Source organism: Micromonospora sp. CPCC 205539, assembly GCF_036906815.1.
Classification (GTDB): Bacteria; Actinomycetota; Actinomycetes; order Mycobacteriales; family Micromonosporaceae; genus Micromonospora.
The window spans coordinates 398,012-419,626 of sequence record NZ_JBAKHW010000004.1 but is presented as its reverse complement, the minus strand read 5'-3'; the positions used below and the strand labels follow the sequence as shown (position 1 = coordinate 419,626).

General features: G+C 72.7%; 26 protein-coding genes. 15 read left to right on the top strand and 11 right to left on the bottom strand.

What is annotated here, in order from left to right:
• Positions 1-36: 36 nt before the first annotated feature.
• Positions 37-1,254, bottom strand: a complete 1,218-nt coding sequence (locus tag V6V47_RS06315; RefSeq protein ID WP_334627031.1) for an arginine deiminase — start codon at positions 1,252-1,254, stop codon at positions 37-39.
• Between the two features lie 163 nt (positions 1,255-1,417).
• Here V6V47_RS06315 and V6V47_RS06310 point away from each other — a divergent pair, with 163 nt between their 5' ends.
• From V6V47_RS06310 to pheA, 5 genes are all read left to right on the top strand, one after another.
• Complete coding sequence (locus tag V6V47_RS06310; protein ID WP_334627030.1) at positions 1,418-2,158, top strand: hypothetical protein; 741 nt, start codon at positions 1,418-1,420, stop codon at positions 2,156-2,158.
• A gap of 168 nt (positions 2,159-2,326) precedes the next feature.
• Positions 2,327-2,785, top strand: coding sequence for a hypothetical protein (locus V6V47_RS06305; RefSeq protein ID WP_334627029.1), 459 nt, complete (start codon positions 2,327-2,329; stop codon positions 2,783-2,785).
• A gap of 76 nt (positions 2,786-2,861) precedes the next feature.
• Positions 2,862-3,251, top strand: a complete 390-nt coding sequence (locus tag V6V47_RS06300) for an ACT domain-containing protein (protein WP_334627028.1) — start codon at positions 2,862-2,864, stop codon at positions 3,249-3,251.
• A gap of 164 nt (positions 3,252-3,415) precedes the next feature.
• Entirely contained in the window at positions 3,416-3,934 is a 519-nt protein-coding gene (locus tag V6V47_RS06295) for a hypothetical protein (protein ID WP_334627084.1), read from the top strand.
• A 10-nt stretch (positions 3,935-3,944) separates the two neighbouring features.
• Positions 3,945-4,901 (top strand): prephenate dehydratase, encoded by a 957-nt coding sequence (pheA, locus tag V6V47_RS06290; RefSeq protein WP_334627027.1) that lies wholly within the window; start codon positions 3,945-3,947, stop codon positions 4,899-4,901.
• 43 nt (positions 4,902-4,944) lie between these two features.
• On the opposite strand, the gene V6V47_RS06285 is transcribed toward pheA, so the two are convergent.
• The 3 genes from V6V47_RS06285 to V6V47_RS06275 all read right to left on the bottom strand — a co-directional run bounded on the left by V6V47_RS06285 (position 4,945) and on the right by V6V47_RS06275 (position 6,703).
• Positions 4,945-5,667: an AIM24 family protein gene (locus V6V47_RS06285; protein WP_334627026.1), complete on the bottom strand. Its 723-nt coding sequence runs from the start codon at positions 5,665-5,667 to the stop codon at positions 4,945-4,947.
• 109 nt (positions 5,668-5,776) lie between these two features.
• On the bottom strand, positions 5,777-6,124 hold the full coding sequence (locus tag V6V47_RS06280; protein ID WP_334627082.1) for a metallopeptidase family protein: 348 nt from the start codon (positions 6,122-6,124) through the stop codon (positions 5,777-5,779).
• Between the two features lie 147 nt (positions 6,125-6,271).
• A complete protein-coding gene (locus V6V47_RS06275; RefSeq protein ID WP_334627024.1) occupies positions 6,272-6,703 on the bottom strand; it encodes an OsmC family protein in 432 nt (143 codons plus the stop codon).
• A gap of 131 nt (positions 6,704-6,834) precedes the next feature.
• Between V6V47_RS06275 and V6V47_RS06270 the strand changes: the two genes are divergently transcribed.
• From V6V47_RS06270 to V6V47_RS06260, 3 genes are all read left to right on the top strand, one after another.
• Positions 6,835-7,578, top strand: a complete 744-nt coding sequence (locus V6V47_RS06270) for a hypothetical protein (protein WP_334627023.1) — start codon at positions 6,835-6,837, stop codon at positions 7,576-7,578.
• Positions 7,579-7,777: 199 nt separating this feature from the next.
• Positions 7,778-8,599 (top strand): HAD family hydrolase, encoded by an 822-nt coding sequence (locus tag V6V47_RS06265; protein ID WP_334627022.1) that lies wholly within the window; start codon positions 7,778-7,780, stop codon positions 8,597-8,599.
• Positions 8,599-9,411: an HAD family hydrolase gene (locus V6V47_RS06260; protein WP_334627021.1), complete on the top strand. Its 813-nt coding sequence runs from the start codon at positions 8,599-8,601 to the stop codon at positions 9,409-9,411. Before V6V47_RS06265 ends, V6V47_RS06260 begins: the two co-directional genes overlap by 1 nt.
• A 20-nt stretch (positions 9,412-9,431) precedes the next feature.
• Here the strand turns inward: V6V47_RS06260 and V6V47_RS06255 are convergent, their stop codons facing one another.
• Positions 9,432-10,034: a bacterial proteasome activator family protein gene (locus V6V47_RS06255; protein WP_334627020.1), complete on the bottom strand. Its 603-nt coding sequence runs from the start codon at positions 10,032-10,034 to the stop codon at positions 9,432-9,434.
• A gap of 84 nt (positions 10,035-10,118) precedes the next feature.
• On the opposite strand from V6V47_RS06255, the gene V6V47_RS06250 reads away from it, so the two are divergent.
• Entirely contained in the window at positions 10,119-10,916 is a 798-nt protein-coding gene (locus V6V47_RS06250; protein WP_334627019.1) for an alpha/beta hydrolase family protein, read from the top strand.
• A gap of 80 nt (positions 10,917-10,996) precedes the next feature.
• A complete protein-coding gene (locus tag V6V47_RS06245) occupies positions 10,997-12,187 on the top strand; it encodes an ABC transporter substrate-binding protein (protein ID WP_334627018.1) in 1,191 nt (396 codons plus the stop codon).
• A gap of 73 nt (positions 12,188-12,260) precedes the next feature.
• Here V6V47_RS06245 and ddaH read toward each other — a convergent pair whose 3' ends face one another.
• Entirely contained in the window at positions 12,261-13,094 is an 834-nt protein-coding gene (ddaH, locus tag V6V47_RS06240; protein WP_334627016.1) for a dimethylargininase, read from the bottom strand.
• Between the two features lie 59 nt (positions 13,095-13,153).
• On the opposite strand from ddaH, the gene V6V47_RS06235 reads away from it, so the two are divergent.
• Both V6V47_RS06235 and V6V47_RS06230 read left to right on the top strand, forming a co-directional pair.
• Positions 13,154-13,618, top strand: a complete 465-nt coding sequence (locus V6V47_RS06235) for an Lrp/AsnC family transcriptional regulator (RefSeq protein ID WP_334627014.1) — start codon at positions 13,154-13,156, stop codon at positions 13,616-13,618.
• A gap of 72 nt (positions 13,619-13,690) precedes the next feature.
• Positions 13,691-14,644: a zinc-binding dehydrogenase gene (locus tag V6V47_RS06230; protein WP_334627012.1), complete on the top strand. Its 954-nt coding sequence runs from the start codon at positions 13,691-13,693 to the stop codon at positions 14,642-14,644.
• Here V6V47_RS06230 and V6V47_RS06225 read toward each other — a convergent pair.
• From V6V47_RS06225 to mobA, 3 genes are all read right to left on the bottom strand, one after another.
• Positions 14,641-15,747, bottom strand: a complete 1,107-nt coding sequence (locus V6V47_RS06225; RefSeq protein WP_334627011.1) for a T3SS (YopN, CesT) and YbjN peptide-binding chaperone 1 — start codon at positions 15,745-15,747, stop codon at positions 14,641-14,643. The genes V6V47_RS06230 and V6V47_RS06225 overlap by 4 nt on opposite strands.
• Positions 15,748-15,814: 67 nt before the next feature.
• Positions 15,815-16,096 (bottom strand): DUF6457 domain-containing protein, encoded by a 282-nt coding sequence (locus V6V47_RS06220; protein WP_334627010.1) that lies wholly within the window; start codon positions 16,094-16,096, stop codon positions 15,815-15,817.
• Positions 16,093-16,698, bottom strand: a complete 606-nt coding sequence (mobA, locus tag V6V47_RS06215; RefSeq protein WP_334627008.1) for a molybdenum cofactor guanylyltransferase — start codon at positions 16,696-16,698, stop codon at positions 16,093-16,095. Before mobA ends, V6V47_RS06220 begins: the two co-directional genes overlap by 4 nt.
• Before the next feature lie 88 nt (positions 16,699-16,786).
• Here mobA and fdhD point away from each other — a divergent pair, with 88 nt between their 5' ends.
• Positions 16,787-17,653, top strand: coding sequence for a formate dehydrogenase accessory sulfurtransferase FdhD (fdhD, locus tag V6V47_RS06210; RefSeq protein ID WP_334627007.1), 867 nt, complete (start codon positions 16,787-16,789; stop codon positions 17,651-17,653).
• Positions 17,654-17,668: 15 nt separating this feature from the next.
• Here the strand turns inward: fdhD and V6V47_RS06205 are convergent, their stop codons facing one another.
• Together V6V47_RS06205 and V6V47_RS06200 are read right to left on the bottom strand one after the other, a co-directional pair.
• Positions 17,669-18,376, bottom strand: a complete 708-nt coding sequence (locus V6V47_RS06205) for a GAP family protein (RefSeq protein WP_334627005.1) — start codon at positions 18,374-18,376, stop codon at positions 17,669-17,671.
• 116 nt (positions 18,377-18,492) lie between these two features.
• A complete protein-coding gene (locus V6V47_RS06200) occupies positions 18,493-19,539 on the bottom strand; it encodes a DUF4192 domain-containing protein (RefSeq protein WP_334627002.1) in 1,047 nt (348 codons plus the stop codon).
• A gap of 150 nt (positions 19,540-19,689) precedes the next feature.
• On the opposite strand from V6V47_RS06200, the gene V6V47_RS06195 reads away from it, so the two are divergent.
• Together V6V47_RS06195 and moaA are read left to right on the top strand one after the other, a co-directional pair.
• On the top strand, positions 19,690-20,604 hold the full coding sequence (locus V6V47_RS06195; protein ID WP_334627081.1) for a fructosamine kinase family protein: 915 nt from the start codon (positions 19,690-19,692) through the stop codon (positions 20,602-20,604).
• Positions 20,601-21,614, top strand: coding sequence for a GTP 3',8-cyclase MoaA (gene moaA, locus V6V47_RS06190; RefSeq protein ID WP_334627001.1), 1,014 nt, complete (start codon positions 20,601-20,603; stop codon positions 21,612-21,614). The genes V6V47_RS06195 and moaA overlap by 4 nt, the downstream gene beginning before the upstream one ends.
• Position 21,615: the final 1 nt, after the last annotated feature.

Here is a 21,615-nt window from a genome sequence, read left to right as displayed (position 1 = left end):
CCCGGGCTGACCCAGCTGCCCCGAGCCCCGGCCCGCTCACCCGGCGACGGGTAGCGGGTCGCGGCTGATCGGGCAGGACATGCAGCGCGGGCCGCCCCGCCCCGAGCCCAGCTCCGAGCTGGCGATCGGGATCACCTCGATGCCGGCCCGCTCGAGTTGGGCGTTGGTCTCGGTGTTGCGTTCGTAGCCGACGCAGAGCCGGGGTGCCAGGGCGAGGGTGTTGTTGCCGTCGTCCCACTGTTCGCGTTCCGCGGTGACCGGGTCCAGCCCGGTGTCGATGACCCGCAGCTGGTCGAGGTCCATCGCGTCGGCGGCGGCCCGCAGGAACGGCGCCGGGCCGTCCACCCGCGGGTCCTCGCCGTCCGCGCCGGCGATGACGGTGTACGCGGACAGCGTGCTGGCGACGTTCGGGTACATCAGCACGGCGTCCACGTCGACCATCGTGCAGACGGTGTCCAGGTGCATGGTGGCCCGCTCCTGGGCGATCGGCACGACCAGGATGGTGTGGGCCAGCCCGGCGGCGAAGACCTGCCGCCCGAGGCGCTCCGCGCCGGCGGGTGTGGTCCGCTCGCCGACCCCGACCGCCAGTACGCCCGGGGCGAGCAGCAGCACGTCCCCACCCTCCAGGTGCTCCAGGTCCGGGCGGTAGACGAACTCGGTGCCGGCGAAGCGCGGGTGGTGGCGGTAGATGGCGTCGGTCAGCGTGGTCTCCCGGACACGAGCCGGCATTGCCAGGCTGGTGACCCCGACGCGGTCGCCGATCCACAGTGACGAATCTCGGGTGAACAGCAGGTTGGGCAGCGGGTCGATGACGAAGTCGTGCCGGTCCATCAGGGTGTACACGAGCCCGCCGGGTCGTTCCGAGCTGATCCGCAGCTCTTCGTGGGCCAGCCCGGCGGTGAGCACGTCGGCCAACGCCGCCGGGTCCAGGTAGGCGAGATGGTCGGCGACCCGGGCGCGCAGGGTGTCGCCGAGCCGGCGGGACCGCAGCACCTGCTCGGTGAGTTCGGCTCGGGCGTCCGCCACGGCCAGCGTCTCGGCCAGCAGGGTGGCCAGGTAGAGCACCTCGACCCCGCGCTCGCGCAGCGCGGCAGCGAAGGCGTCGTGCTCCTCCTGAGCGCGGCCGACCCAGGGGATCGCGTCGAAGAGGAGTGAGTCGTTGTTGCGGGGGGTGAGCCGGGCCAGTTCCGGGCCGGGCCGGTGCAGCAGTACGGTGCCGAGCCGGCCGACTTCGCTGTCGACGTAGTGGGTCACTCCCGCAGCGTAGGGCAGCGTTTGGCGGCATCCGAGAAAAGAACTGTGGATGAATATGGCATTCATCCACAGTCACTCCGGCGCTCCGGCTTGCCGAACACCGGGAGTGGCAACGTAGGGTAGTGAGGACATAACTTCGAGGGACCTTTTGCCGGAGGTCGCGATGACTGTCTTTCCCGCTCGACGAGCCGTACCGACCGCACGGGCACTGCCGCCCGTCGCGGTGCCCCATCCCCGTGCCGAGTCGGCCGGGGTTCTCGAACCGGTCCGTCCAACACCGCTCGAATGGGCCCGGCGTCGTCGGGCCGAGCGCGGTGCCCGACGGCTGGAGGCGGCCGGGGCTCGGGCGCTGGGCCAGCTCGACCACCTCGGGCCGGCCTGGCACGTCATCGAGTGGCCCCGCACCGACGTTGCGGACGTCCTCCTCGACCGGGGTCAGGACGACCGCGCCGGATTCCTCGCCATCGGGCCGAGCGGCCTGTTCGCGGTGACCATCGCCGACCACGGCCGGGCCCGCGTGCTCGTCGCCGGGGACGTGGTGCAGATCAACGGCAAGCGGCCGGCGTACGTGGCCGAGGCTCGCCGGGACGCCAAGCGGGCCAGCAAGGCCCTCTCCGACGCGGTGGGGCTGCCGGTCCCCGTCACGCCGGTGCTGACCTTCGTCGGCTCGGGCGTGATCAGCGTCTACGGCCTGCCGAAGGACTGCCTGATGGCCACCCACCGGGAGCTGGATCGGCTCCTCGTGGCCGGTGGCAGCCGGATCAGCCCGGCCACCGCCGAGAAGCTGTCCCGGGTCGCGCAGCACCCGGGCACCTGGCTGAAGGGCACGTACCGTCCAACGGGCGACTACCGGTGGTATGACGAGGGCCGAACGGCCGCTGACAAGGCGGCACACCACCGGTAACGTCACCGGCGACGCCACGCGGCTCCGGTCCCCCCGTCCACCCCGCCGGCCCCGCGCCGTCACCGGCCGCCCCGGATCGGGCTGCGCGGCCCGGTGACCCGGTGCGCTCGGTGGTTCCGTCGGCGACCCGCTAGCGTGGACAGTCCGTCGGTGTACCTAGGAGGCGCGGTGGCCCACGTCGAACTTTCGCTCTCAGAAGTGTTCGCGCCGGCGGCGCGGGCCACGACTGAGCCGGAGTCCGACAACGTCGGGGAGTGGTCCACAACCGTCTCCCGGGCCGACGAGCCATGCCTGCTGATCGACGCCGAGACCCGGGTGGTGGCGATCTCCACGGCCGGCTGCGCGTTGCTCTGCCTGGGCGAGCCGGACGGCCTGATCGGGCGACCGCTGCTCGACGGCGGGCTGCGCCTACTGGATTTCACGGCCAATCGAGGCGAGCTGACCGAGGCCGAGATCGACATGATTCCGCCGCTGCTGGCGCTCTCGTCCGGGCGGCTCGCCCGCGGTCTGCTGCGGGTGCAGGCCGCCTCGGCCGACACCTCCGACGCGACCGTCGACGCGATCTCCACCCCGGTGCTCACCGACGGCACCGTGGCCGGCTCGCTCACCTTCTTCTCCGAGGTCTGACCTGCGGCGAAGCATGTCGTCCGCCGCAGGTGGCGATGATGGGGCGGGTCGGCACCCAGGCCGTTAGGGTGCCCTCATGCTCGATATCGCTCTGCTGCCGGGGGAGTACGCCGTGTGCCGGTTGACCGCCGGTGTCGCCCTGCCGCACGCGTTGTCGGACGGGCTGGGCCACGACGAGGTGGTCACCGTGAGCTGGACCGCCGACGGGATCTCGGTGATCTGCCCGGCCGGCCGGGCCCCATCGCAGGCCGTGGTGGAGACCGACTGGCGCTGCCTGCGGGTCGCCGACCCGGTGGATCTGGCCGGCACCGGCACCCTGGCCGCGCTGGTCGACCCGCTCGCCGAGGCCCGGGTCAGCGTGGTCACGTTCTCCACCTTCGACACCGACTACCTGCTGGTGCCGGCCGTCCGGTTGGTCGAGGGCACCGCCGCGCTGCAGCGCGCCGGGCACCGCGTCCTCGGCTGACCTTCACCCGGCCCGCGACTCCCCCTACGATGGGGCTCGGCCACCCGGCCACGACGATGTTCCCCCGATGTCCCGAGGATCGGCCCGTGCCGTTCGTCCCGCCCCGCCGCGCGTCCGCCCCACCGCGGGCGACGGCTCCTGCGCTGCCCGCGACCCGGGCCCTGCTGGTGGTGGCACTCGCGGTGCTCGCCGTCGGTGCGCAGGCCGGCTGCGGCGCACCACCCGAGCTACGGGACCCGGGCACGGTGCCGACCGGCACCGGAGCTCCCACGGGTCCCGCCCGGACCGGCACCCCGAGCACGACCCCCGCCACCCCGCCGACCCCTCCGCCGGTCGGCGGGCCGACCACCACGCCGGACGCCGGACTGGTGGCGACCGCCTGCCGGAACGGGCCGACCGGGCAGCGGGTGGTGCAGCTCCTGCGCGGCCGGGCCGCCGTGCTCCCGGACAACGTCCGGGTCCGGGTCCGCATCGGGCCGCTCTGCGCCGCCGAGTGGCAGTACACGGTGCTGGAGGTGACCGGGCACGAGGAGCTCCAGGTGGTCACCCGGGGCCGGCCCACCGCGCCGGAACTGGTCACCGCCGGCACCGACGTGTGCAACATCGAGGTACGAGCCACCGGCCCGGCCGGAATCCGAACCCTCGCCTGTGACGCCGGGCCGGCCGTCCGGCCAGGTGCGTAGGCTGGTCGGCATGCCGGGAACACCGCCGACGCGCTTCGTCTACCTTGGCCCGGAGGGCACCTTCGCCGAGCAGGCGCTGCGCACCATCCCCGCCGCCGAGCACGGCGGCCGTACGCCTGCCCGCAGTGTCGGGGAGGCGCTGGAGAGCGTCCGGGCCGGGGATGCGGACGCCGCGCTGGTGCCGTTGGAAAACTCGATCGGCGGCGCGGTGGGCGTCACCCTGGACGAGATGGCCGAGGGCGAGCCGCTGGTGATCACGCGCGAGGTGATCCTGCCGGTGGAGTTCGTGCTCGGCGCCCGGCCCGGCACCTCGCCGACGTCGGTGCGCACCGTGGCTGCCCACCCACAGGCGTCCACCCAGTGCCGGGGCTGGCTGCGCGACCACCTGCCCGACGCGGTGGTGGTTGACGTGCTCTCCAACGGCGCGGCCGCCGCCGGAGCCGGAGCGGGCGAGTACGACGCGGCGATCTGCGCGCCGATCGGGGCGACCCGGCACCGACTCGCGGTGCTCGCCGACAAGATCGCCGACCACCCCGACGCGGTGACCCGGTTCGCGCTGGTCTCTCGACCCGGGCCGCCGCCACCGCCGACGGGTGATGACCTCACGTCGCTCGCGGTCTACATCGCCCATGATCGGGTCGGTGCGTTGCTGTCGGTGCTGATGGAGCTGGCTGTCCGCGGGGTCAACCTGACCCGGATCGAGTCCCGCCCGACCGGGGAGGCACTGGGCCGGTACGTCTTCTTCCTGGACTGCACCGGGCACGTGGCCGACGTACGGCTGGGCGAGGCGCTGCAGGGGCTGCGCCGGGTCTGCGCCGACGTCCGTTTCCTGGGCTCGTACCCCCGGCATCGCTGGGCGGCGACGGCGGGTGACCGGCCGGTGCCCGCCCCAGCGGGGCTCTCCGACGTCGACTACGCCGACGCGGCGGCGTGGCTGGCCCGGCTGCGCACCGGCGAACTGAGCTGACCGGTGGGTGGGCGCCCCGGCAGCCGGGAACGCCCACCCCGCCTCAGCTCAGCAGACCGCCGAGCAGACCGCCCTCCTGCTGCTGCGTGCCGCTGCCCATGACCGGCGGCTCCTCGGACGGCTGCACCACCACGAAGCCCTGACCGGCGAAGCTCATGGTGAACGACTCACCGGTGCGCCGGCCCAGCAGCGTGCCGAGGCCGAGCTGCTCGGCCCGGTGGTAGCCGGTCTGCAGGTTGGCCGACCAGCAGACCGCCGCCTGCGGGTCCACGTACGTCGGGGCGTCCACGTTGAGCACCACCGGGGTGCCCCTGGTGGTGATGGCGATCCGGCCGTGGCCGCTGAACACGCAGTTGAACAGGCCGGACGAGGAGGCCATCCCGGCGCCGCCGACCATCCTGATGTCGTACTGCAGGGTCGAGTCGAAGGCGAGCACGCTGGAGCCGTTGATGGAGAGTGCGTCACCCGGCTCCAGGTCGATGATGTGCACGTCCTTGGCCAACTCGGCGAGGAAGACGTCGCCCTGGCCGGAGACCTTCATCAGGGGGACGCCCTCGCCGGTGAGCTTCTGCTTGAGAAACTTGCCGAGCCCGCCCGAGCCCAGGGCCTGGAACTGCACCTGCCCCTGGTAGGCGACCATCGACCCGACCCGGGCCATCGCCTCGCCGTTGAGCTCGATCTTCAACATCTTGGAGTTCTGCAGCCGCATGCCGGCCTGTGCGGACTCCTTCTCCAGATTCTCCGCGGAGAACAGCTCGCTGCGCATGAAAGGTGCCTCCTGAAAACGTCGCGGTCGCTGCACCGAAGGTAGGCGACCACGGCAACCGGGGGCCATCGTCCGAGCGGCGTGGCGGGCTGGCGCTGACCGACCGGGCTCAGCCCCAGCCCAGCGCGTGCAGACGCTCGTCGTCGATGCCGAAGTGGTGGGCGATCTCGTGCACCACGGTCACCGCCACCTCGTCGATGACGTCCTCGTCGTTGTCGCAGATCCGCAGGATCGGCCGACGGTAGATGAAGATCCGGTCCGGCAGCACGCCGGAGTAGTCCCAGCCGCGGGCGGTGAGCGCGTGCCCCTCGTAGAGGCCGAGCAGGCTGGGCTCACCGTGCGGCGGGTCATCCTCGACCAGGATCACCACGTTGCTCATCAGGCCGAGCAGTTCCTCGGGCACCTCGTCGAGGGCGTCGCCGACCAACTCCTCGAAGCGCTCGCGGTTCATCTCCACCGGCACGCCTTCCATTGTGCCCGACGCTGACCGGGTCGGGCCGGTCCTGATCCGCGCACGGTCGAGATCCGCACCGTACGAGAGAGCCCCCGGCCCGTTCACCGGGCCGAGGGCTCTCTGTCGTGTGCTGGGTACGAGTCGACCGGCTCAGGAAGCGAGGCGGGCGGTAAGGGTGATCTCGGCGCCCGGCGAGAGCAGGCGGGAGATCGGGCAGTTCGCCTTGGCGGCCTCGGCGATCTTCTGGAAGTCCGCGTCGTCGATCCCCGGCACCTGGCCGACGGTCTCCAGGTCGATCCGGGTCACCGCCATCCCGGCGTCGGTCTTGTCCAGGTGCACCTTGGCGGTGGTCTGGACCGAGGTCGGCGTCGAGCCGGCGTCGGCCAGGCCCTTCGAGAACGCCATCGAGAAGCAGGCGGAGTGTGCGGCGGCGATCAACTCCTCGGGGTTGGTGCCCTCGCCCTCCTCGAAGCGCGACTTGAAGGAGTAGTTGCCCGACAGGCCGCCCTTACCGGTGCGGACGGTGCCGGCGCCCTCGGTGAGATTGCCCTGCCATTCTGCGGAAGCAGTACGGATAGCCATGACCCGAACGCTAGCGGAAGTCCGACCAACCAGCGACCGACCGACACCGACGCCCACCCTGCGATTCACGTCACGATCGGTTGGCCGTGCCATGATTCCTTCCAGGCACGTGACCGGCGGAGGGATGGCCGATGGCTGAAGCTTTACCGATCCCCCAACAGGGCGACCGGTCCGGCGGCCCGGCCGTGATCGAGTTGGGCGCCGACGAGTCAGCCCCGCGCGGGCGGTTCGGCTCGTTCCTGACCGACCTCGCTCATGATCCTCGGGTGCCCCTGCTGCTGGCCGGGCTCGGCGCGGTGGCCGGGGTCGCCTCGCTGATCGGGGAGTGGCTGGTGATGACCATCCCGGAGGACGGCCCCGCGGGGGCCAGGATGATCCAGATACCCGTCGGGGTGTCCGAGGTCGGCGGCCTCGGTATCGGCTACCTGGTGGGGCTGCTCGGCCTGGTCTGCTCCGTGGCGCTGGCGACGCGGGGCTCGGCTGCCGTTCGGTCGAATGCCCGCCTGGTCGGGCTCACCCTGACCGGCGCCGTGCTGGCCCTGCTGGTCGCTCAGGCGGCGACGCTCGACGATCCGAGTCAGCGGAACTTCTTCTACGCGCTCCAGGAGGGCTTCCAGGTCGAGTACGGGCGTGGCCTGGTGATGGCGTTCGCCGCCTGCGTGCTGCTCGGTGTGGCCCTGCGGTTGGTCCCGGCCGCTGCGAACGGCGTGCGGGTCGGGGCGGCCGGGGACGACGACCGCGCCGGGGACGATGTGGCGGGACGAGGCTGGCGCCGCCGGGACCGCGGTCCCGGCGAGCCGGATGGCCGAGGCGGGCCGGCCGATCTGACGGTCGCCCCGGCCGTGCCGTTCGCCCGGCCCGACCCCTCGGTCTGAGCCGCGCCGACCCGAAATCCGGGGCGCATCCGGGCGCGGTTCGAGGACATCGACGGTGCGCCGCTCGTTGGCGCCCGATTCGCCTGGAAGCCATGGTTGCGACCCTTTCCCCGAGGTACGGTTGCTGCCCGCCGTCACGCCGGGTCTCGGCACCCAGACCGCACGGCAGGCTGCGACGGCGGCGGGCGAAGGAGGAACGATGACCCGCCCGGGACTTCCCAAGCTGATCGCGACCGACCTCGACGGGACACTGGTCCGCAGCGATGACACTGTCTCCGCGTACACCCATGGGGTGCTCGACCGGGTGCGGGCCGCCGGGATTCCGGTGGTCGGAGCGACCGGGCGCGGCCCCCGGCTGACCGAGCTGACCCGCAACGACATCCGGGCCGCCGACTTCCTGGTGATGGCCGGCGGCGGGTGGGTGGTCGACCAGAGCGACCCGGCCGGTCCGGTGGTGCTCCGCGAGGAGCGGCTGGCCGGCGAGGTGCTGGCCCGGCTGCTCGCCGATCTGGAGGCCGAGGTCGGCCCGCTGACCGTCATGGTCGAGGCGTCCGACGAGCACGACGCCCCGCTGTGGGGCGACTACCACGCGAGTTGGCCCTACCAGGACCGGTTCGAGGCGCGCAGCCGCGCGGAGTGCCTCTCCTGCGACGTGATCAAGGCATTCGCCCGGACCGCCGACCACCACGTCGACGAGTTGCTGGCGGTGGCTCAGCGGATCGTCCCACCGCAGGTCGCCACGCTCACCCAGGCCGGGCTGGGCTTCGTCGAGATCTGCCCGCCCGGCGTGGACAAGGCCACCGGGCTGACCGTGGTGGCGCAGGCTCTCGGGGTCGACCCGGCCGACGTGCTGGTCTTCGGCGACATGCCGAACGACCTACCGATGTTCGAGTGGGCCGGCTGGTCCCGGGTGGCGGTGGCCAACGCGCACCCGACCGTCCGTGCCGCCGCCGACGAGGTGACCCTGCGCAACGACGACGACGGGGTCGCGGTGTACCTGGACCGGCTACTGTCCCGGTAATGGGAGAGACCCCTCGGCTCATCGCCACCGACATCGACGGCACCCTGATCCGCGACGACCGCACGGTCAGCGCGTACACCGCCGACGTCCTCGCGCGGATCACCGCGCAGGGCACGCCGGTCGTGCTGGTCACCGGCCGGCCCGTCCGCTGGCTGAAGATGGTGTACGACCAACTGGCCGAGCCGCTGCCGGCGGTCTGTGCCAACGGTGCCGTGGTCTACGACCCGGTCGAGGACGAGGTGCTGCGGGCCGACCCGCTCGCGCCGCAGCACCTGGTCGAGGTGGCACGGCGGCTACGCGCCGAGGTGCCCGGGATCAGCTTCGCCGTGGAGATTCAGGACAGCCGGCAGATGCGGCACGAGGCGGACTATCCGCTGCGGTGGGACGCCGACGACGACCTGATCCGGCTTGTCCAGACGCCGGAGGAGTTGCTGTCGGCGCCGGCGGTGAAGTTGCTCGCCCGAGCCGGCGAGCAGGACCCGGACGCGTTCGTCGCGCTGGTCGCCGCTGCGGTGGCGGGGCTGGCCGAGGCGACGCACTCGTCGTCCTCGGGGCTGGTGGAGATCTCCGCTGCCGGGGTCACCAAGGCCGCCGGGCTGGACTGGTACTGCGACCGGCTCGGGGTGCGCGCGGCCGACGTGCTGGCCTTCGGCGACATGCCCAACGACGTGCCGATGCTGAGCTGGGCCGGGCGGGGCGTGGCGGTCGCCAACGCGCACCGCGCCGTCCTGGCGGTCGCCGACGAGGTGACCGCGGCGAACTCCGAGGACGGCGTGGCCGCGTACCTGGAGAAGGTCTTCGGGGTGGGGTGAGACCGGGCGGGCCCGGCGGCTTACAGGTACTGGCCGGTGTTGTGCCCCTCGCCACCGCCCGGCTGGCCGATGCCCGGTATGCCGGACGCCACCCCACCGGGCCCGCTGGGCAGCGCCTGCCGGCCGCCGCGCATCTGCTCCAACTGCACCCGGGCCGCCATCTGCTGCGCGACCAGGGCCGCCTGGATGCCGTGGAACAGGCCCTCCAGCCAGCCGACGAGCTGGGCGTGTGCGATCCGCAGCTCGCCCTCGCTGGGGGCCTTGTCCTCCGTGAAGGGCAGCGAGATCCGCTCCAGTTCGTCGCGGAGCTCGGGGGCGAGACCCTCCTTGAGCTCGACGATCGACCGCTCGTGGATCTCCCGCATGCGGTGCCGGCTGGCGTCGTCCAGCGGAGCCGCCTTGACCTCCTCCAACAACTGCTTGATCATGCTGCCGATCCGCATCACCTTGGCCGGCTGTTCGACCAGGCGGGTCGGATCCTCGCCCTGCCCCTCCTCGGTCTGCACCGTGCCGACCGGCACCCCGTCCGGGCCGATCACCACCACGGTGCCGGATTGACCGGTGCCGTCGGGGCCCGGCTCGTCGTTGTCTCCAGCGGAGCGCGCTTCGGTCATGGGGTCCATCTTTACCCAGTGGGCGCAACCCATGCCGCCCGGGACCGACTCCCAGGGCCGAACCACCCGGGCGGGGCGCGCTACCGTCGCGGCATGTCTGCCGACCCGCGCGCCGTGCTGACCCGGCCCGCGCCCGACCCGGACCGGACCGTGGCGTACGGCGACCACCCGGACCAGGTGGCCGACCTGCGGCGTCCGGCCCGCTCCGGCCCGGCACGACCGCTGGTGATCGTGGTGCACGGCGGCTTCTGGCGGGCCGAGTACGACCGTCGGCACACCGGGCCGCTGGCCGCCGCGCTCGCCGCGTCCGGTTACCCGGTGGCGCAGCTCGAGTACCGGCGCACCGGGCAGCCGGGGGGCGGCTGGCCGGGCACAATGACCGACGTGGTGACCGGCGTGGCCGAGCTGCCCGGGCTCGCCGCCGAGGCGCTGCCCGGTCAGGTGAGCGGGGCGGCGCCGATCCTGGTCGGTCACTCCGCGGGCGGGCACCTGGCGCTGTACGTGGCGGCCACCGCGCCGGCCACGGTGGGCGGGGTGCTCGCGCTCGCCCCGGTCGCGGACCTGGGCGAGGCGTACCGGCGGGATCTGGATTCGGGCGCGGTGGCCGCGCTGCTCGGGGGCGGCCCGGCGCAGTTCCCGGACCGTTACGCGGCAACTGATCCACGGGGGTTAGTGCCGACGCGAGTACGGACAGTAGTGATGCACGGCTCCCTGGATCAACAGGTGCCGGTAACGATGAGCCGGGATTTCGTCGCATTCGCCCGTGCCGCAGGGTCCGATATCTCCCTTGTTGAGCTGCCCGAATGCGAGCATTTCGGGCTTATTAACCCCGAGGCCACGGCCTGGCCCCGGGTCCTCGATATGTTGCGGTCCTTGCACGATGATCACTAACCATTGACGCAGCGTCGTCGAGCAGGTAGAACGCCGGAGGGGCGGGGTTCTGCCCTGCAACGCTCTGGGAAGGGAATTCGGTGTCGCAGATGAATCGCAGGCGAGCACTCCAACTGTTTGCCGCGCTCGGTACGACCGGATTCGCCGCCGCGTGCGGCTCCGACACCGATGACAAGACGGCGACGGCCAACCTGGGCCCGATCAAGATCGGTCTGATCGCGCCGCGGGCCGGCGGGTTCAAGACCATCGGCGACGACATCACCAACGGTTTCCGGCTCTTCCTCGACCTGCACGATCAGCGGCTGGGCGGGCACCCGGTCGACCTGCTGACCGCCGACGAGGGTGAGAGCGCCAAGACCGGCAAGGCCGCCGTCGACGACCTGCTCAAGCAGGGCGTGCTGGCGCTCACCGGGGTCGTCAACTCGTCGGTCATGGTCGGCATCCGGGACACCGTGGAGCAGGCCCGGGTCCCGCTGGTCGGCTCCAACGCGTCCCCGACCAGCCTGCAGAGCGTCGTCTACATCTGGCGGACGTCGTACGTGCTGGACGAGGCCGGCCGCGCGATGGGCAGTTACCTGCGCACCAAGCTGCCGGCGAACGGCCGGGTGGCGATCATCGTGCCGGAGAACGTCGGCAGCCCCGACGTGGTGCGGGGCTTCCGTGAGGCGTTCGGCGCTTCCGACCCGCGGATCGCCGACCCGGTGACCTTCACCAACCCCTCCCCGAATCCGTCGAAGACCCAGTACGTCTCGGACATCGAGAGGGCACTGGCCAAGAACCCGACCGCGGTCTTCTGCTTCTTCGCCGGCGCGGCCGGGCTGGAGTTCATCAAGCAGTTGCGCGACACCTACAGCGGGCCGATCTACGCTCCCGGTTTCCTCACCGAGGGCACCGTGCTGGAGACCCTGCAGAAGGACGCGCTGGGCATCCAGACCGCGCTCAACTACTCGGCCGACCTGAACAACACATCCAACCGGGTCTTCGCCTCGGCCTACCGCAAGAAGCACCAGGCCACGCCGACCACCTATGCGATGGCGTCGTACGACGCGGCACAGGTGCTCGACCAGGCGATCCGGCTGACCGGCGGTGCACCCACCCCGCAGCAGGTCAACCTGGCGCTGGGCAAGATCGGCCAGATCGACAGCCCGCGCGGCATCTGGCAGTTCAACCAGCCGCGTACCCCGCAGCAGAAGTGGTACCTGCGAGAGGTGCAGCGCGACGGCCAGGTCATGTCGAACGTGCTGATCAACGAGCTGGACACGCTGGGCTGAGCGCCCGCCAGAACGACACCAGAGGCCGGTCTCCCAGGACGGGAGGCCGGCCTCGCTCACGTGCGCGGCAGGGTCAGTGCCGCAGTTCGGCGATGCAGCACTTCACGCTGCCGCCGCCCTTCTTCAACTCCGCCAGCTCGACCGGCACCGGGGTGTAGCCAGCGGCCTTGAGCTTGCCGGCCAGCCGGGTGGCCTCGCTGTTGAGCACCACGTTCGCGCCGTCGCTGACCAGGTTGATCCCGAAGGCCATCGCGTCCTCGGCGTCGGCGATCACCGCGTCCGGGAAGAGCTGGGTGAGCACCCGCTGGCTGGCCACGGAGAACGCGCCGGGGAAGTACACGACGTTCGAGTCGTCGAGGGCGGCGAGCGCCACGTCCAGGTGGTAGAACCGCGGGTCGACCAGGCGCAGCGACACCACTGGTCGGCCCAGCGCCTCCTGCGCCTCGGCGTGCGCCGGGGTCTCGGTCCGGAAGCCGTGCCCGGCCAGGATGAGGCCGCCGTGCGCCTCCGGCAGGTACGCGAAGTCGCCCTCGCCCTCGTTGGTCTCGTTGGGCGCGATGAACCGCCAACCCTGCGACTCGTAGAAGGCACGGTGCCCGGCGGCCTCGGCGGCCCGCTGCTCGTGCTTGAACCGCGCGCCGTAGACGCTGCCGTCCACCATGAAGGCGCCGTTGGCGGCGAAGACCATGTCGGGCAGACCCTGCTCCGGGGTGAGCAGGTGCACCTCGTGGCCGAGACCGACCAGCGTCTCGCGCAGCCGGTCCCACTGCTTGACGGCCAACTCCCGGTCGACCGGGGTGGCGACGTCCATCCACGGATTGATCGCGTACTCGACCGCGAAATACTCGGCCGAACACATGAGATATGTCCGCTTTCGCGAGACTCGCTGCTGGTTCACGGTCACCAAGAGTAGGTACCGTGGAACTTTGGTAACAGCCACAAATATTGCTTCCCAGAGGCGGAACGTTGCAGATAGACGCGGTTGACCAGCGGATCATTGCGTTGCTCGTGGCCGACGCTCGCGCGTCGTACGCCGACATCGGCACCCGGGTCTCCCTCTCCGCCCCGGCGGTCAAGCGCCGGGTCGACCGGCTGCGCGCCACCGGCGTCATCAGGGGATTCACCGCCGTCGTGGACCCGGCCGCCGTCGGCTGGACCACCGAGGCGTTCGTCGAGCTGTTCTGCGCCGGCCGGACCACCCCTGCGCAGATCGGCGTGGCGGCCCGCCGGCACCCGGAAGTGGTCGGCGCGTACACCGTCTCCGGTGAGGCGGACGCACTGGTGCACCTGCGCGCCGCCGACATCGGTCACCTCGAAGCGGCGCTGGAGCGGCTGCGCGCCGAGTCCTTCGTGACCTCCACCCGCAGCACGATCGTGCTGTCCCGGCTGGTCGAGTCCCCCGGCGTCGGCCCGTCCCCCCGCACCCCTTGACCTCAACCACGGTTGAGGAGGTGGACTGACCCGGAGCGTGGGCGTACGCCCACCGCAACCGAGGGGGATTCCATGCGTGCGATCTGGCTTCGTGAGTTCGGCGGCCCCGAAGTGCTGGTGCCCGGCGCGGCGCCCGATCCGACGCCCGGCCCGGGTCAGGTGCTGATCGACGTCGCGCACGCGAACATCACCTTCGTCGAGACGCAGCTGCGCTCCGGGCGCCCCGGCCCGTTCCGCGTCACCCCACCGCTGATCCCGGGCAACGGGGTGGGCGGGGTGATCTCCGCCGTCGGGCTGGACGTCGACCCGACGCTGACCGGGCAGCGGGTGGTCAGCGCCACCGGTGGCTCCGGCGGGTACGCCGAACGCGCGGTGGTGGACGCGTCCGCGCCGATCGAGGTGCCGGCCGGGCTGGCACTGGACGCCGCGGTGGCGCTGCTGGCCGACGGGCGCACCGCGACCATGCTGGTCGAGGCGGTCGGCGTACGCCCCGGTGATCGGGTGCTGGTGGAGGCCGCCGCGGGTGGCGTGGGCAGCCTGCTGGTGCAGCTCGCGGCGCGGGCCGGCGCGCGGGTGGTCGGCGTCGCCGGTGGGCCACGCAAGGTGGATCTGCTACCCGGGCTGGGTGCCGACCTGGCGGTCGACTACCGCGAACCGGGCTGGGCGGACCAGATCCGGGACGCGGTGGGCGGCATCGACGTGGTGCTCGACGGGGTCGGCGGCACGGTCGCCCGGACGGCGTTCGAGCTGCTGGACCCGGGTGGTCGCATGGTCAGCTTCGGATTGGCCAGCGGCGAGTGGTCCCCGGTGTCCGCGGAGGCCGCCACCGAGCGCCAGGTCACGCTGGTCCGGCCGGACGTGCCGCCGGCGCGGCTGCGGGCGTACACCACTCAGGCGCTGGCGGACGCGGCGGCCGGCCGGCTGCGGCCACTGATCGGGCAGCGCTACCCGCTGGAACGCGCCGCCGACGCGCACGCCGCCATCGAGGCCCGCACAACGGTCGGCAAGACCCTGCTCGACCTCTAGAGATACATGCCGGTGCGGTGCTCGGAATCGTCGCGACGGACCGGCTTGTCACCCTCGCCGAAGAACCGCTTGCCGCCGAACTCGCCGTGCAGCCGGTCGTCCAGCTCGTCGGCCAGCCCGGTCATGACCTGCACCGCCAGCATCAGGTGGGTGGCCTGGAAGTTGCGGCCGAAGACCGGGATGGACGCCCAGACCGTGTCGTCGGCGCAGTAGAGGCGGCCGATCGGCATCCGGTTGGTCAGCTCGGAGAGCTTGCCGTAGAGCCGCTCGGTCGGCTCGACCTCGGTGAGCACCGGGGAGAAGACGTCCACCAGGGGCGGGTTGTCCCGGACCCGGACGAAGACCATGGCGGAACCGGCGCGGATGTTGATGTCGCCGTCCGAGTCGATCTGCAACCGGTCGGAGTCGGACTTGAGCATCGTGGAGACCACCGTGCGGACCCGATCCGCCAGGTCGAGCACGTCATCCCGCTCGACCTGCGCGGCGGCCGCCTCGGCCAGCGCCTCCTCCAGGTCGCCCTCGACGTCGGCGTCCGGACCGAACTCACTGCGCGCGGTGCCCAGCGGCTCCACGGTCAACGGCTCGCCTCCGGCGTCCTGCACGAGGTAGACGAGGAAGGCTGGGTGCGGGGCACCGTAGACGTCGCGCAGCGTCCGGGAGAGCAGCGCGGCGATCCCGGTCGCCTCCGCCGTCGTACCGTCCAGCCCGAACGAGCCGCCGGAGCCGGTCACCACGCCGGGCGGGGACCAGCCGAGCGCGATCATGTCCGCCACCGCGGCGCGGTCCAGCCGGTAGCCCGCCGGTAGGGCGGCGTTGCCGACCGCGCGGGCGGAGAGCGCGCCGTCACCGTCCACGTCGACGCTGATCGAGTAGACGGCGTCGCCGGTCCCGGAGGCGGTGGGGTCCAGGGTCAGCTCGAGGTGCGCGCCAGCGGGCAGTTCCCGCAGCCGGACGGCGAGCGCCCGGGCGAACTCCCGCCACGCCTCGGTCACCTTGGCCCGCAGGTCGGTGTTGCTGGGCTCGTCCAGCAGGATCGACTCTGCCGGCTCGGTCGCACCGCTGGGCAGCTCACCGTCCGGCACCGAGGGGTGGTCAGCCGTCATGATCGCCTCCGTCCGTCACGATCACCCTACCCACGCCGCCCGGTGGGCCAGTCAACGCGGACCGGGATCAGACACCGGGGGCGGTGGGGCCGGTGGGATCGGTGGGGTCGGCGCCCAGGTCGACCGGCCAGGTGGCCGCGAGGGCGCTGAGCCGCGCCGCTGCGGCCGCCGGGTCGGCACCCCGGCCGACCGCCAGCCCGAGCAGGTACGCGCTGACCGGGGCACCCGGCCGCAGCACCTGATGGGCGACGTCACGGGCCACGTCCAGCACCGCCGGCACCGGCACCTGGGCCGGGTCCAGGCCCAGTTCGGCGCAGGCTGCCGTGACCCAGTCATCCATCACCGTCATCGCGCCCACTCCTCCGCCCGGCGTACGTCCTCGTCAGTGTCGCAGTCGAACCAGGGCGGCGGGCCGTCGCCGGACCACGGCACCTCCCGTACGACGAGGTCGGCCAACAGCGCCCGGACCGGCGCCCGGGCCAGGCTGCCGCCCCGCTCGGCTGTCAGCCGGGCCAGCCCGGACCGCAGCGCGGCGACCCGCCACACCCCGCAGAGCGACTGCCGCCGCCCGTTGGCGTCCACGAAGCACGCCCCATCGGCCGGCCGCTCCTCGTCGACGAGGTGGGTCAGCAGCTCGCCGATCGCGGCGCGCGTGAGCAGCGGCAGGTCGGCGGCGAGCAGCGCGACCAGCGTCGTGCCGGGGTCGAGCAGTGCCAGCCCCGCCGCCGCGGCGGCGACCGGGCCCCCACCGGCCGGGTCCTCCCGGGTGAGTCGGACTCCGGGCGGGACGGCGTCGGTCGGACCGACCAGCACCCGCGGCGCGGCGTCGGCGACAGCGGCCAGCACCCGGTCGCGCATCGGCCGGCCGCCGACCGGAAGCGCCGGCTTGTCGACCCCGCCCATCCGCCGGGCCGCCCCACCCGCGAGCACCACGGCGGCGTAGGTCCCCATCAGGTCACGGTAACCGTGCCCGCACTCCGACGCTGCCCGGTGCCCGGTGCCCGGTGCGGGCGTTCCCGCGTGGGGGCAGGATGGCGGCATGGGACGGGCGACTGACCGACGGGGCATACTCCGGATCGACCTGGACGCGGCGGCCGACGGGCGTGGATCCGTCCGCCGCCCGGACAACCTGGCGGTGGAGGAGCCGCTGGAGATCCGGGTGGGTGCGGCCGGCCCGGGCAGACGACGGCCGCTCGCGGTCACCATGCGGACCCCGGGGGACGACCTGGACCTGGCCATCGGGTTCCTGCTGACCGAGGGGCTGATCCGGTCGACGGACGACGTGCTCACCGCACAGCTCTGCGCGGGCGCGGAGACCCCGAACACGTACAACGTGGTCGACGTGGTGCTCGCACCCGGCGTACCGGAGCCGACCACCGACCCTTCCCGGAACTTCTACACGACCAGCTCCTGCGGAGTCTGCGGCAAGGCCAGCATCGACGCGGTCCGCACCCGCTCACTGTTCCCCGTCGCGACGGACCCGCTCACCGTGCCGGCCGCCCTCCTCGCCGAGCTGCCCGACCGGCTGCGCGCCGCCCAGCGCGGTTTCGACCGGACCGGCGGACTGCACGCGGCAGGGCTGTTCACCTCGGCCGGAGAGCTGGTGGTGCTCCGGGAGGACGTGGGCCGGCACAACGCCGTGGACAAGGTGATCGGCTGGGCCGTGCGGGAACGTCGGCTGCCGCTGGCCGGTCACCTGCTGCTGGTCTCCGGCCGGGCCAGTTTCGAGTTGACCCAGAAGGCGTGGATGGCCGGGGTGCCGCTGCTGGCCGCGGTCTCCGCACCGAGCACCCTCGCCGCGGAGCTGGCCGACGAGGCGGGAATGACGCTGGTCGGTTTCCTGCGCGGTCGGACCATGAACGTCTACGCCGGCCCACAACGGATCACGGTGGAGCAGCCGGCCTGAGGGCGGACCAACCTGTCAGCGGTCGAGCAGGCTGAACAGGCCCAGCCGTGCCGCCGCGTCGCGGGCGACGAGGAAGCCAGCGATGCCGAGAATCCAGCCCAACGCGCTGCCCGCCTTCGCGATGATCCAGTTGTTCAGCCTGACCAGCACCGGATCGACCCACGCCGGGCGGGCCACCCGGGCCACCAGCAACAGCACCGCCGGCAGCACCATGACCAGGCAGTACCCGGCGAGCAGACCCACCACGGCCGCCGGACCGACCCCCGAGGTGGCCAGCAGGCCGACCGCGCCGAGGTACGGCAGCATCGTCGCCACCTCGGCCAGCGCGGCGAGCAGCGCGAGCCCGACCAGCCAGCGCGCCGAGGAGTCGCCGGCGGTGGCGCGGTCCCGCCAGCGCAGCACCCCGCCGCTACGAGGGCGCCGCCGGCCGTCGTAGCGGAAGCTGAGCGCGAGCAGGCCGACGCCCAGGACGAGTTGCGCCCAGAGAACCCCGCGGTTGTCCAGGGCACCACCCAGCACGCCGGCCAGGCTGGTGCCGAGCCCGACGAGCAGCAGCCCCACCGCGAGGTAGAACACGGCGATCGTGGCGAGGTACGTCAGGATCCGCCGGACATTCACCGGCCCGGGCGCGAGCAGCAGCCAGACCGGGATGAAGAGGGTGCCGATGCTGGTGCTGTCGACCAGCGCCAGCCCCGCCAGCGACAACAACAACCCGGCGCTCATGACGTACCAGTGCGGAGAAGGATCACCTGACAATTGTCGGGCGGCGGTTGCCCGGGCGAGTCGGCCGCGAACAGGAGAACCGCGTACATCGTTCGGGGGATGGCGGTCAGGGCCGGTCACCGACGGCGACGGCGGCTCCGTTTGCGGTGGCGGACCACGCCCGGCACGCCGACGGACGGCCAACCGTCCAAATCGGACGGGGGTACGCCGCGCCGCAGCAGGTCGTCCAGGAGCAGGGCGAGCGAGTAGTCGGGGTGCTGGTCGAGGACCCGTTCCAACGCGACCGCTGCCAGCGCCCCCTGCCCCGCTCGCCAGGCAGCGAACGCCAGCAGCGCCCCGGGTGCGGCGGTGAGCTCCGGCTCGACCCGGCGCAGCACGTCGGTCCAGAGGGCGATGTCCCGGTCCCGCCCGTCGGTGCGTTCCCAGGCATGGTCGCGGACGGGCAGGTGGGTCAGGAGCAGGCCCAGCCAGGCCACCTCGTCATCGTCGAGCCGCTCGTCGCGCCGTTGCCGACGCTGGGCTTCGCGGATCGCCGCCACCCCGGCGGCACGCAGTGTCCGACCGCCGAGCAGATCACTCGCGGGCGCCTCGTCGATCAGCTCGGTCAGGCGTCGCTCGGCCCGGTCGGTCGCGGCGCTCAGCGCGGCCCGGGCAGGGCCCTCGACCGGTGACACCTTCGCCACGAGAGCTGCCCGGTCGGGGAGGGCGACCTGGCCGGCGAAGACCGCCGACGCGGTCACCGTGCTGGCCGTCGGGTCGTAGGGCCGACCCTCGGGCGGGCAGCAGTCGGTCTCGGCGCAGAGGTAGGACCACCACCGACCGTCGGTCACCCGCAGCGCGTCGAGCACGTCCAATCCGGCTCCGGCAAGCGCGGCGCGCACCGCGTCCACGGTCGGGGTCACCCGATCGGGTGGCCCGTAGCCGACCACGGTGGCGGCCTCGGCCCCCTGCCGGTGGATCACCCCGGCGAGGTGTCGGGCTCGCTCGACCGGGTCCTCCGACGGGTCGGGCAGGTCCGCACGGGCGGCGAAGATGATCTGTCGCCCCCGCAGCGCCACGGCGACCACGCTGTCGGCGGGATGGAAGCCGAGCAGGTACGGCACGGCGGCGAGCAGATCGGCGGGCGAGCGTACGGCGAGCCGGGGGCGTTCGGTCGAGGTCATGCCGGCAGCCTGCGGCGGGCCGGCCGGGCTGCGCCGCCCCTGCTCCCGCCCTGTGGACGACACGCGGCTTATCCACAGTCACTCACCGTGTTCACCCTGCTCAGCACGCATCCAGCACTGGTCACGGTGCGAAGCGGCTACCGTGCGCTGATGGACCTGGCGTACCTTCGCGCGCACCCGGCGCATCTGCCGACCTTCCGGACCCACCAGCGGATCCGGGAGACGCCGGTCGCCGGTGGGGACAGCTGCGCCGCCGCCCGGCTCACCCTGGACGACGGTCACTCGGTCTTCGCCAAGTCCTGGCCCGAAGGGGCCGGTGCGCCGGCGCCCGAGGGCTTCTTCGCCGCCGAGGCGGCCGGGCTGCGCTGGCTGCGGGAGGCCGGCGTCGTCGCCGTACCCGAGGTGATCGTGGCGCTGCCCGACCTGCTGGCGCTCGACTGGGTGGAGCCCGGCGAGCCGACGCCGGAGGCCGCCGAGCGCTTCGGCCATGAGCTGGCCGACCTGCACCGGGCCGGCGCGCGCACCTTCGGTGCGCCGTGGCCCGGATTCATCGGCGCACTTCCGCAGGACAACACCGCGGACGACGGCCCCTGGTCGACGTGGTTCGCCGAGCGGCGACTCCTCCCCTACCTTCGGCGGTCCGTCGACAACGGTGCGCTCACCGCTGCCGACGCCGCGCTGGTCGAGCAGGTGATCGGCCGGATCGGCGAGTTCGGCGGGGACGAGCCCCCGGCCCGCATCCACGGTGACCTGTGGCCGGGCAACGTGTTGTGGGGCGCCGACGACCGCGTCTGGTTGGTCGACCCGGCGGCACACGGCGGCCATCGGGAGACCGACCTGGCCCAGCTCGCGCTGTTCGGCGGGGCACCGCATCTGGATCGGGTGCTGGCTGCCTATCAGGACCGCTGGCCGCTGGTCGACGGCGCGCGGGAACGCGTGCCGGTGCACCAACTGCACCTGTTGCTCGTGCACACCGCGATTTTCGGCGTCGGCTATCGCGATGCGGTAACCCGCGCCGCTCAGGCCGCCCTGAGCGGGCTCGCGCGCGCTACGGTCGACAGGTGAGCGTCGCCCCGCGGACCGACGGCGTCCTCGTCGACCGGTATGGCCGCGTCGCCCGGGACCTGCGCGTGTCCCTCACTGACAAGTGCAACCTGCGCTGCACCTACTGCATGCCGGCCGAGGGGCTGCCCTGGCTGGCCGGCCCCGAGCTGCTCACCGACGAGGAGATCGTCCGGCTGGTCCGGGTGGCCGTCGAGCAGCTCGGCGTGACCGAGGTGCGCTTCACCGGTGGTGAGCCGTTGATCCGGCCCGGGCTGGTCGGCATCGTGACCGCCGTCGCCGCGCTGGCGCCACGCCCGCGGATCTCGCTCACCACCAACGGCATCGGCCTGGATCGGCTCGCCCCGGCGCTACGCACCGCTGGTCTGGACCGGGTGAACGTCTCGCTGGACACCCTGGATGCGGCCCGCTTCACACAACTGACCCGCCGTCCCCGGCTGGACGCCGTGTTGGCCGGTCTGGCCGGGGCGGCCGCCGCCGGGCTCACCCCCGTGAAGATCAATACCGTGCTGATGCGCGGCGTCAACGAGGACGAGGCGCCGGCCCTGCTCCGCTTCGCCGTCGACCACGACTACCAGCTGCGGATCATCGAGCAGATGCCGTTGGACGCCCAGCACGGCTGGGACCGCAGCACGATGGTCACCGCCGAGGAGATCCTGGCGTCCCTGCGTACCGCCTTCGAGCTCAGCCCCGACCCGGCCGAACGCGGCGCCGCACCGGCCGAGACCTGGCTGGTCGACGGCGGCCCGGCCCGGGTCGGCGTGATCGCCAGCGTCACCCGCCCGTTCTGCGGCGACTGCGATCGCACCCGGCTGACCGCCGACGGCCAGGTCCGCGCCTGCCTCTTCGCCACCGACGAGTCCGACCTGCGCGGCGCGTTACGCGCCGGTGCGGCCGACGACGAGTTGGCCCGGCGCTGGCGCGCCGCCATGTGGGGCAAGCGCGCCGGGCACGGCATCGACGACCCCACCTTCCTGCAACCGACCCGGCCCATGTCGGCGATCGGCGGCTGAC

Coding starts and splice junctions, on each gene's coding strand:
- V6V47_RS06195 (WP_334627081.1), top strand. CDS start 19,690: ATGGACCTGGCGTACCTTCGCGCGCACCCGGCGCATCTGCCGACCTTC.
- pheA (WP_334627027.1), top strand. CDS start 3,945: ATGCCGGGAACACCGCCGACGCGCTTCGTCTACCTTGGCCCGGAGGGC.
- V6V47_RS06220 (WP_334627010.1), bottom strand. CDS start 16,096: ATGACGGTGATGGATGACTGGGTCACGGCAGCCTGCGCCGAACTGGGC.
- mobA (WP_334627008.1), bottom strand. CDS start 16,698: ATGGGGACCTACGCCGCCGTGGTGCTCGCGGGTGGGGCGGCCCGGCGG.
- V6V47_RS06265 (WP_334627022.1), top strand. CDS start 7,778: ATGACCCGCCCGGGACTTCCCAAGCTGATCGCGACCGACCTCGACGGG.
- V6V47_RS06200 (WP_334627002.1), bottom strand. CDS start 19,539: ATGACCTCGACCGAACGCCCCCGGCTCGCCGTACGCTCGCCCGCCGAT.
- V6V47_RS06270 (WP_334627023.1), top strand. CDS start 6,835: ATGGCTGAAGCTTTACCGATCCCCCAACAGGGCGACCGGTCCGGCGGC.
- V6V47_RS06255 (WP_334627020.1), bottom strand. CDS start 10,034: ATGGACCCCATGACCGAAGCGCGCTCCGCTGGAGACAACGACGAGCCG.
- V6V47_RS06230 (WP_334627012.1), top strand. CDS start 13,691: ATGCGTGCGATCTGGCTTCGTGAGTTCGGCGGCCCCGAAGTGCTGGTG.
- V6V47_RS06300 (WP_334627028.1), top strand. CDS start 2,862: ATGCTCGATATCGCTCTGCTGCCGGGGGAGTACGCCGTGTGCCGGTTG.
- V6V47_RS06250 (WP_334627019.1), top strand. CDS start 10,119: ATGTCTGCCGACCCGCGCGCCGTGCTGACCCGGCCCGCGCCCGACCCG.
- V6V47_RS06260 (WP_334627021.1), top strand. CDS start 8,599: ATGGGAGAGACCCCTCGGCTCATCGCCACCGACATCGACGGCACCCTG.
- V6V47_RS06225 (WP_334627011.1), bottom strand. CDS start 15,747: ATGACGGCTGACCACCCCTCGGTGCCGGACGGTGAGCTGCCCAGCGGT.
- V6V47_RS06285 (WP_334627026.1), bottom strand. CDS start 5,667: ATGCGCAGCGAGCTGTTCTCCGCGGAGAATCTGGAGAAGGAGTCCGCA.
- V6V47_RS06205 (WP_334627005.1), bottom strand. CDS start 18,376: ATGAGCGCCGGGTTGTTGTTGTCGCTGGCGGGGCTGGCGCTGGTCGAC.
- V6V47_RS06275 (WP_334627024.1), bottom strand. CDS start 6,703: ATGGCTATCCGTACTGCTTCCGCAGAATGGCAGGGCAATCTCACCGAG.
- fdhD (WP_334627007.1), top strand. CDS start 16,787: ATGGGACGGGCGACTGACCGACGGGGCATACTCCGGATCGACCTGGAC.
- V6V47_RS06310 (WP_334627030.1), top strand. CDS start 1,418: ATGACTGTCTTTCCCGCTCGACGAGCCGTACCGACCGCACGGGCACTG.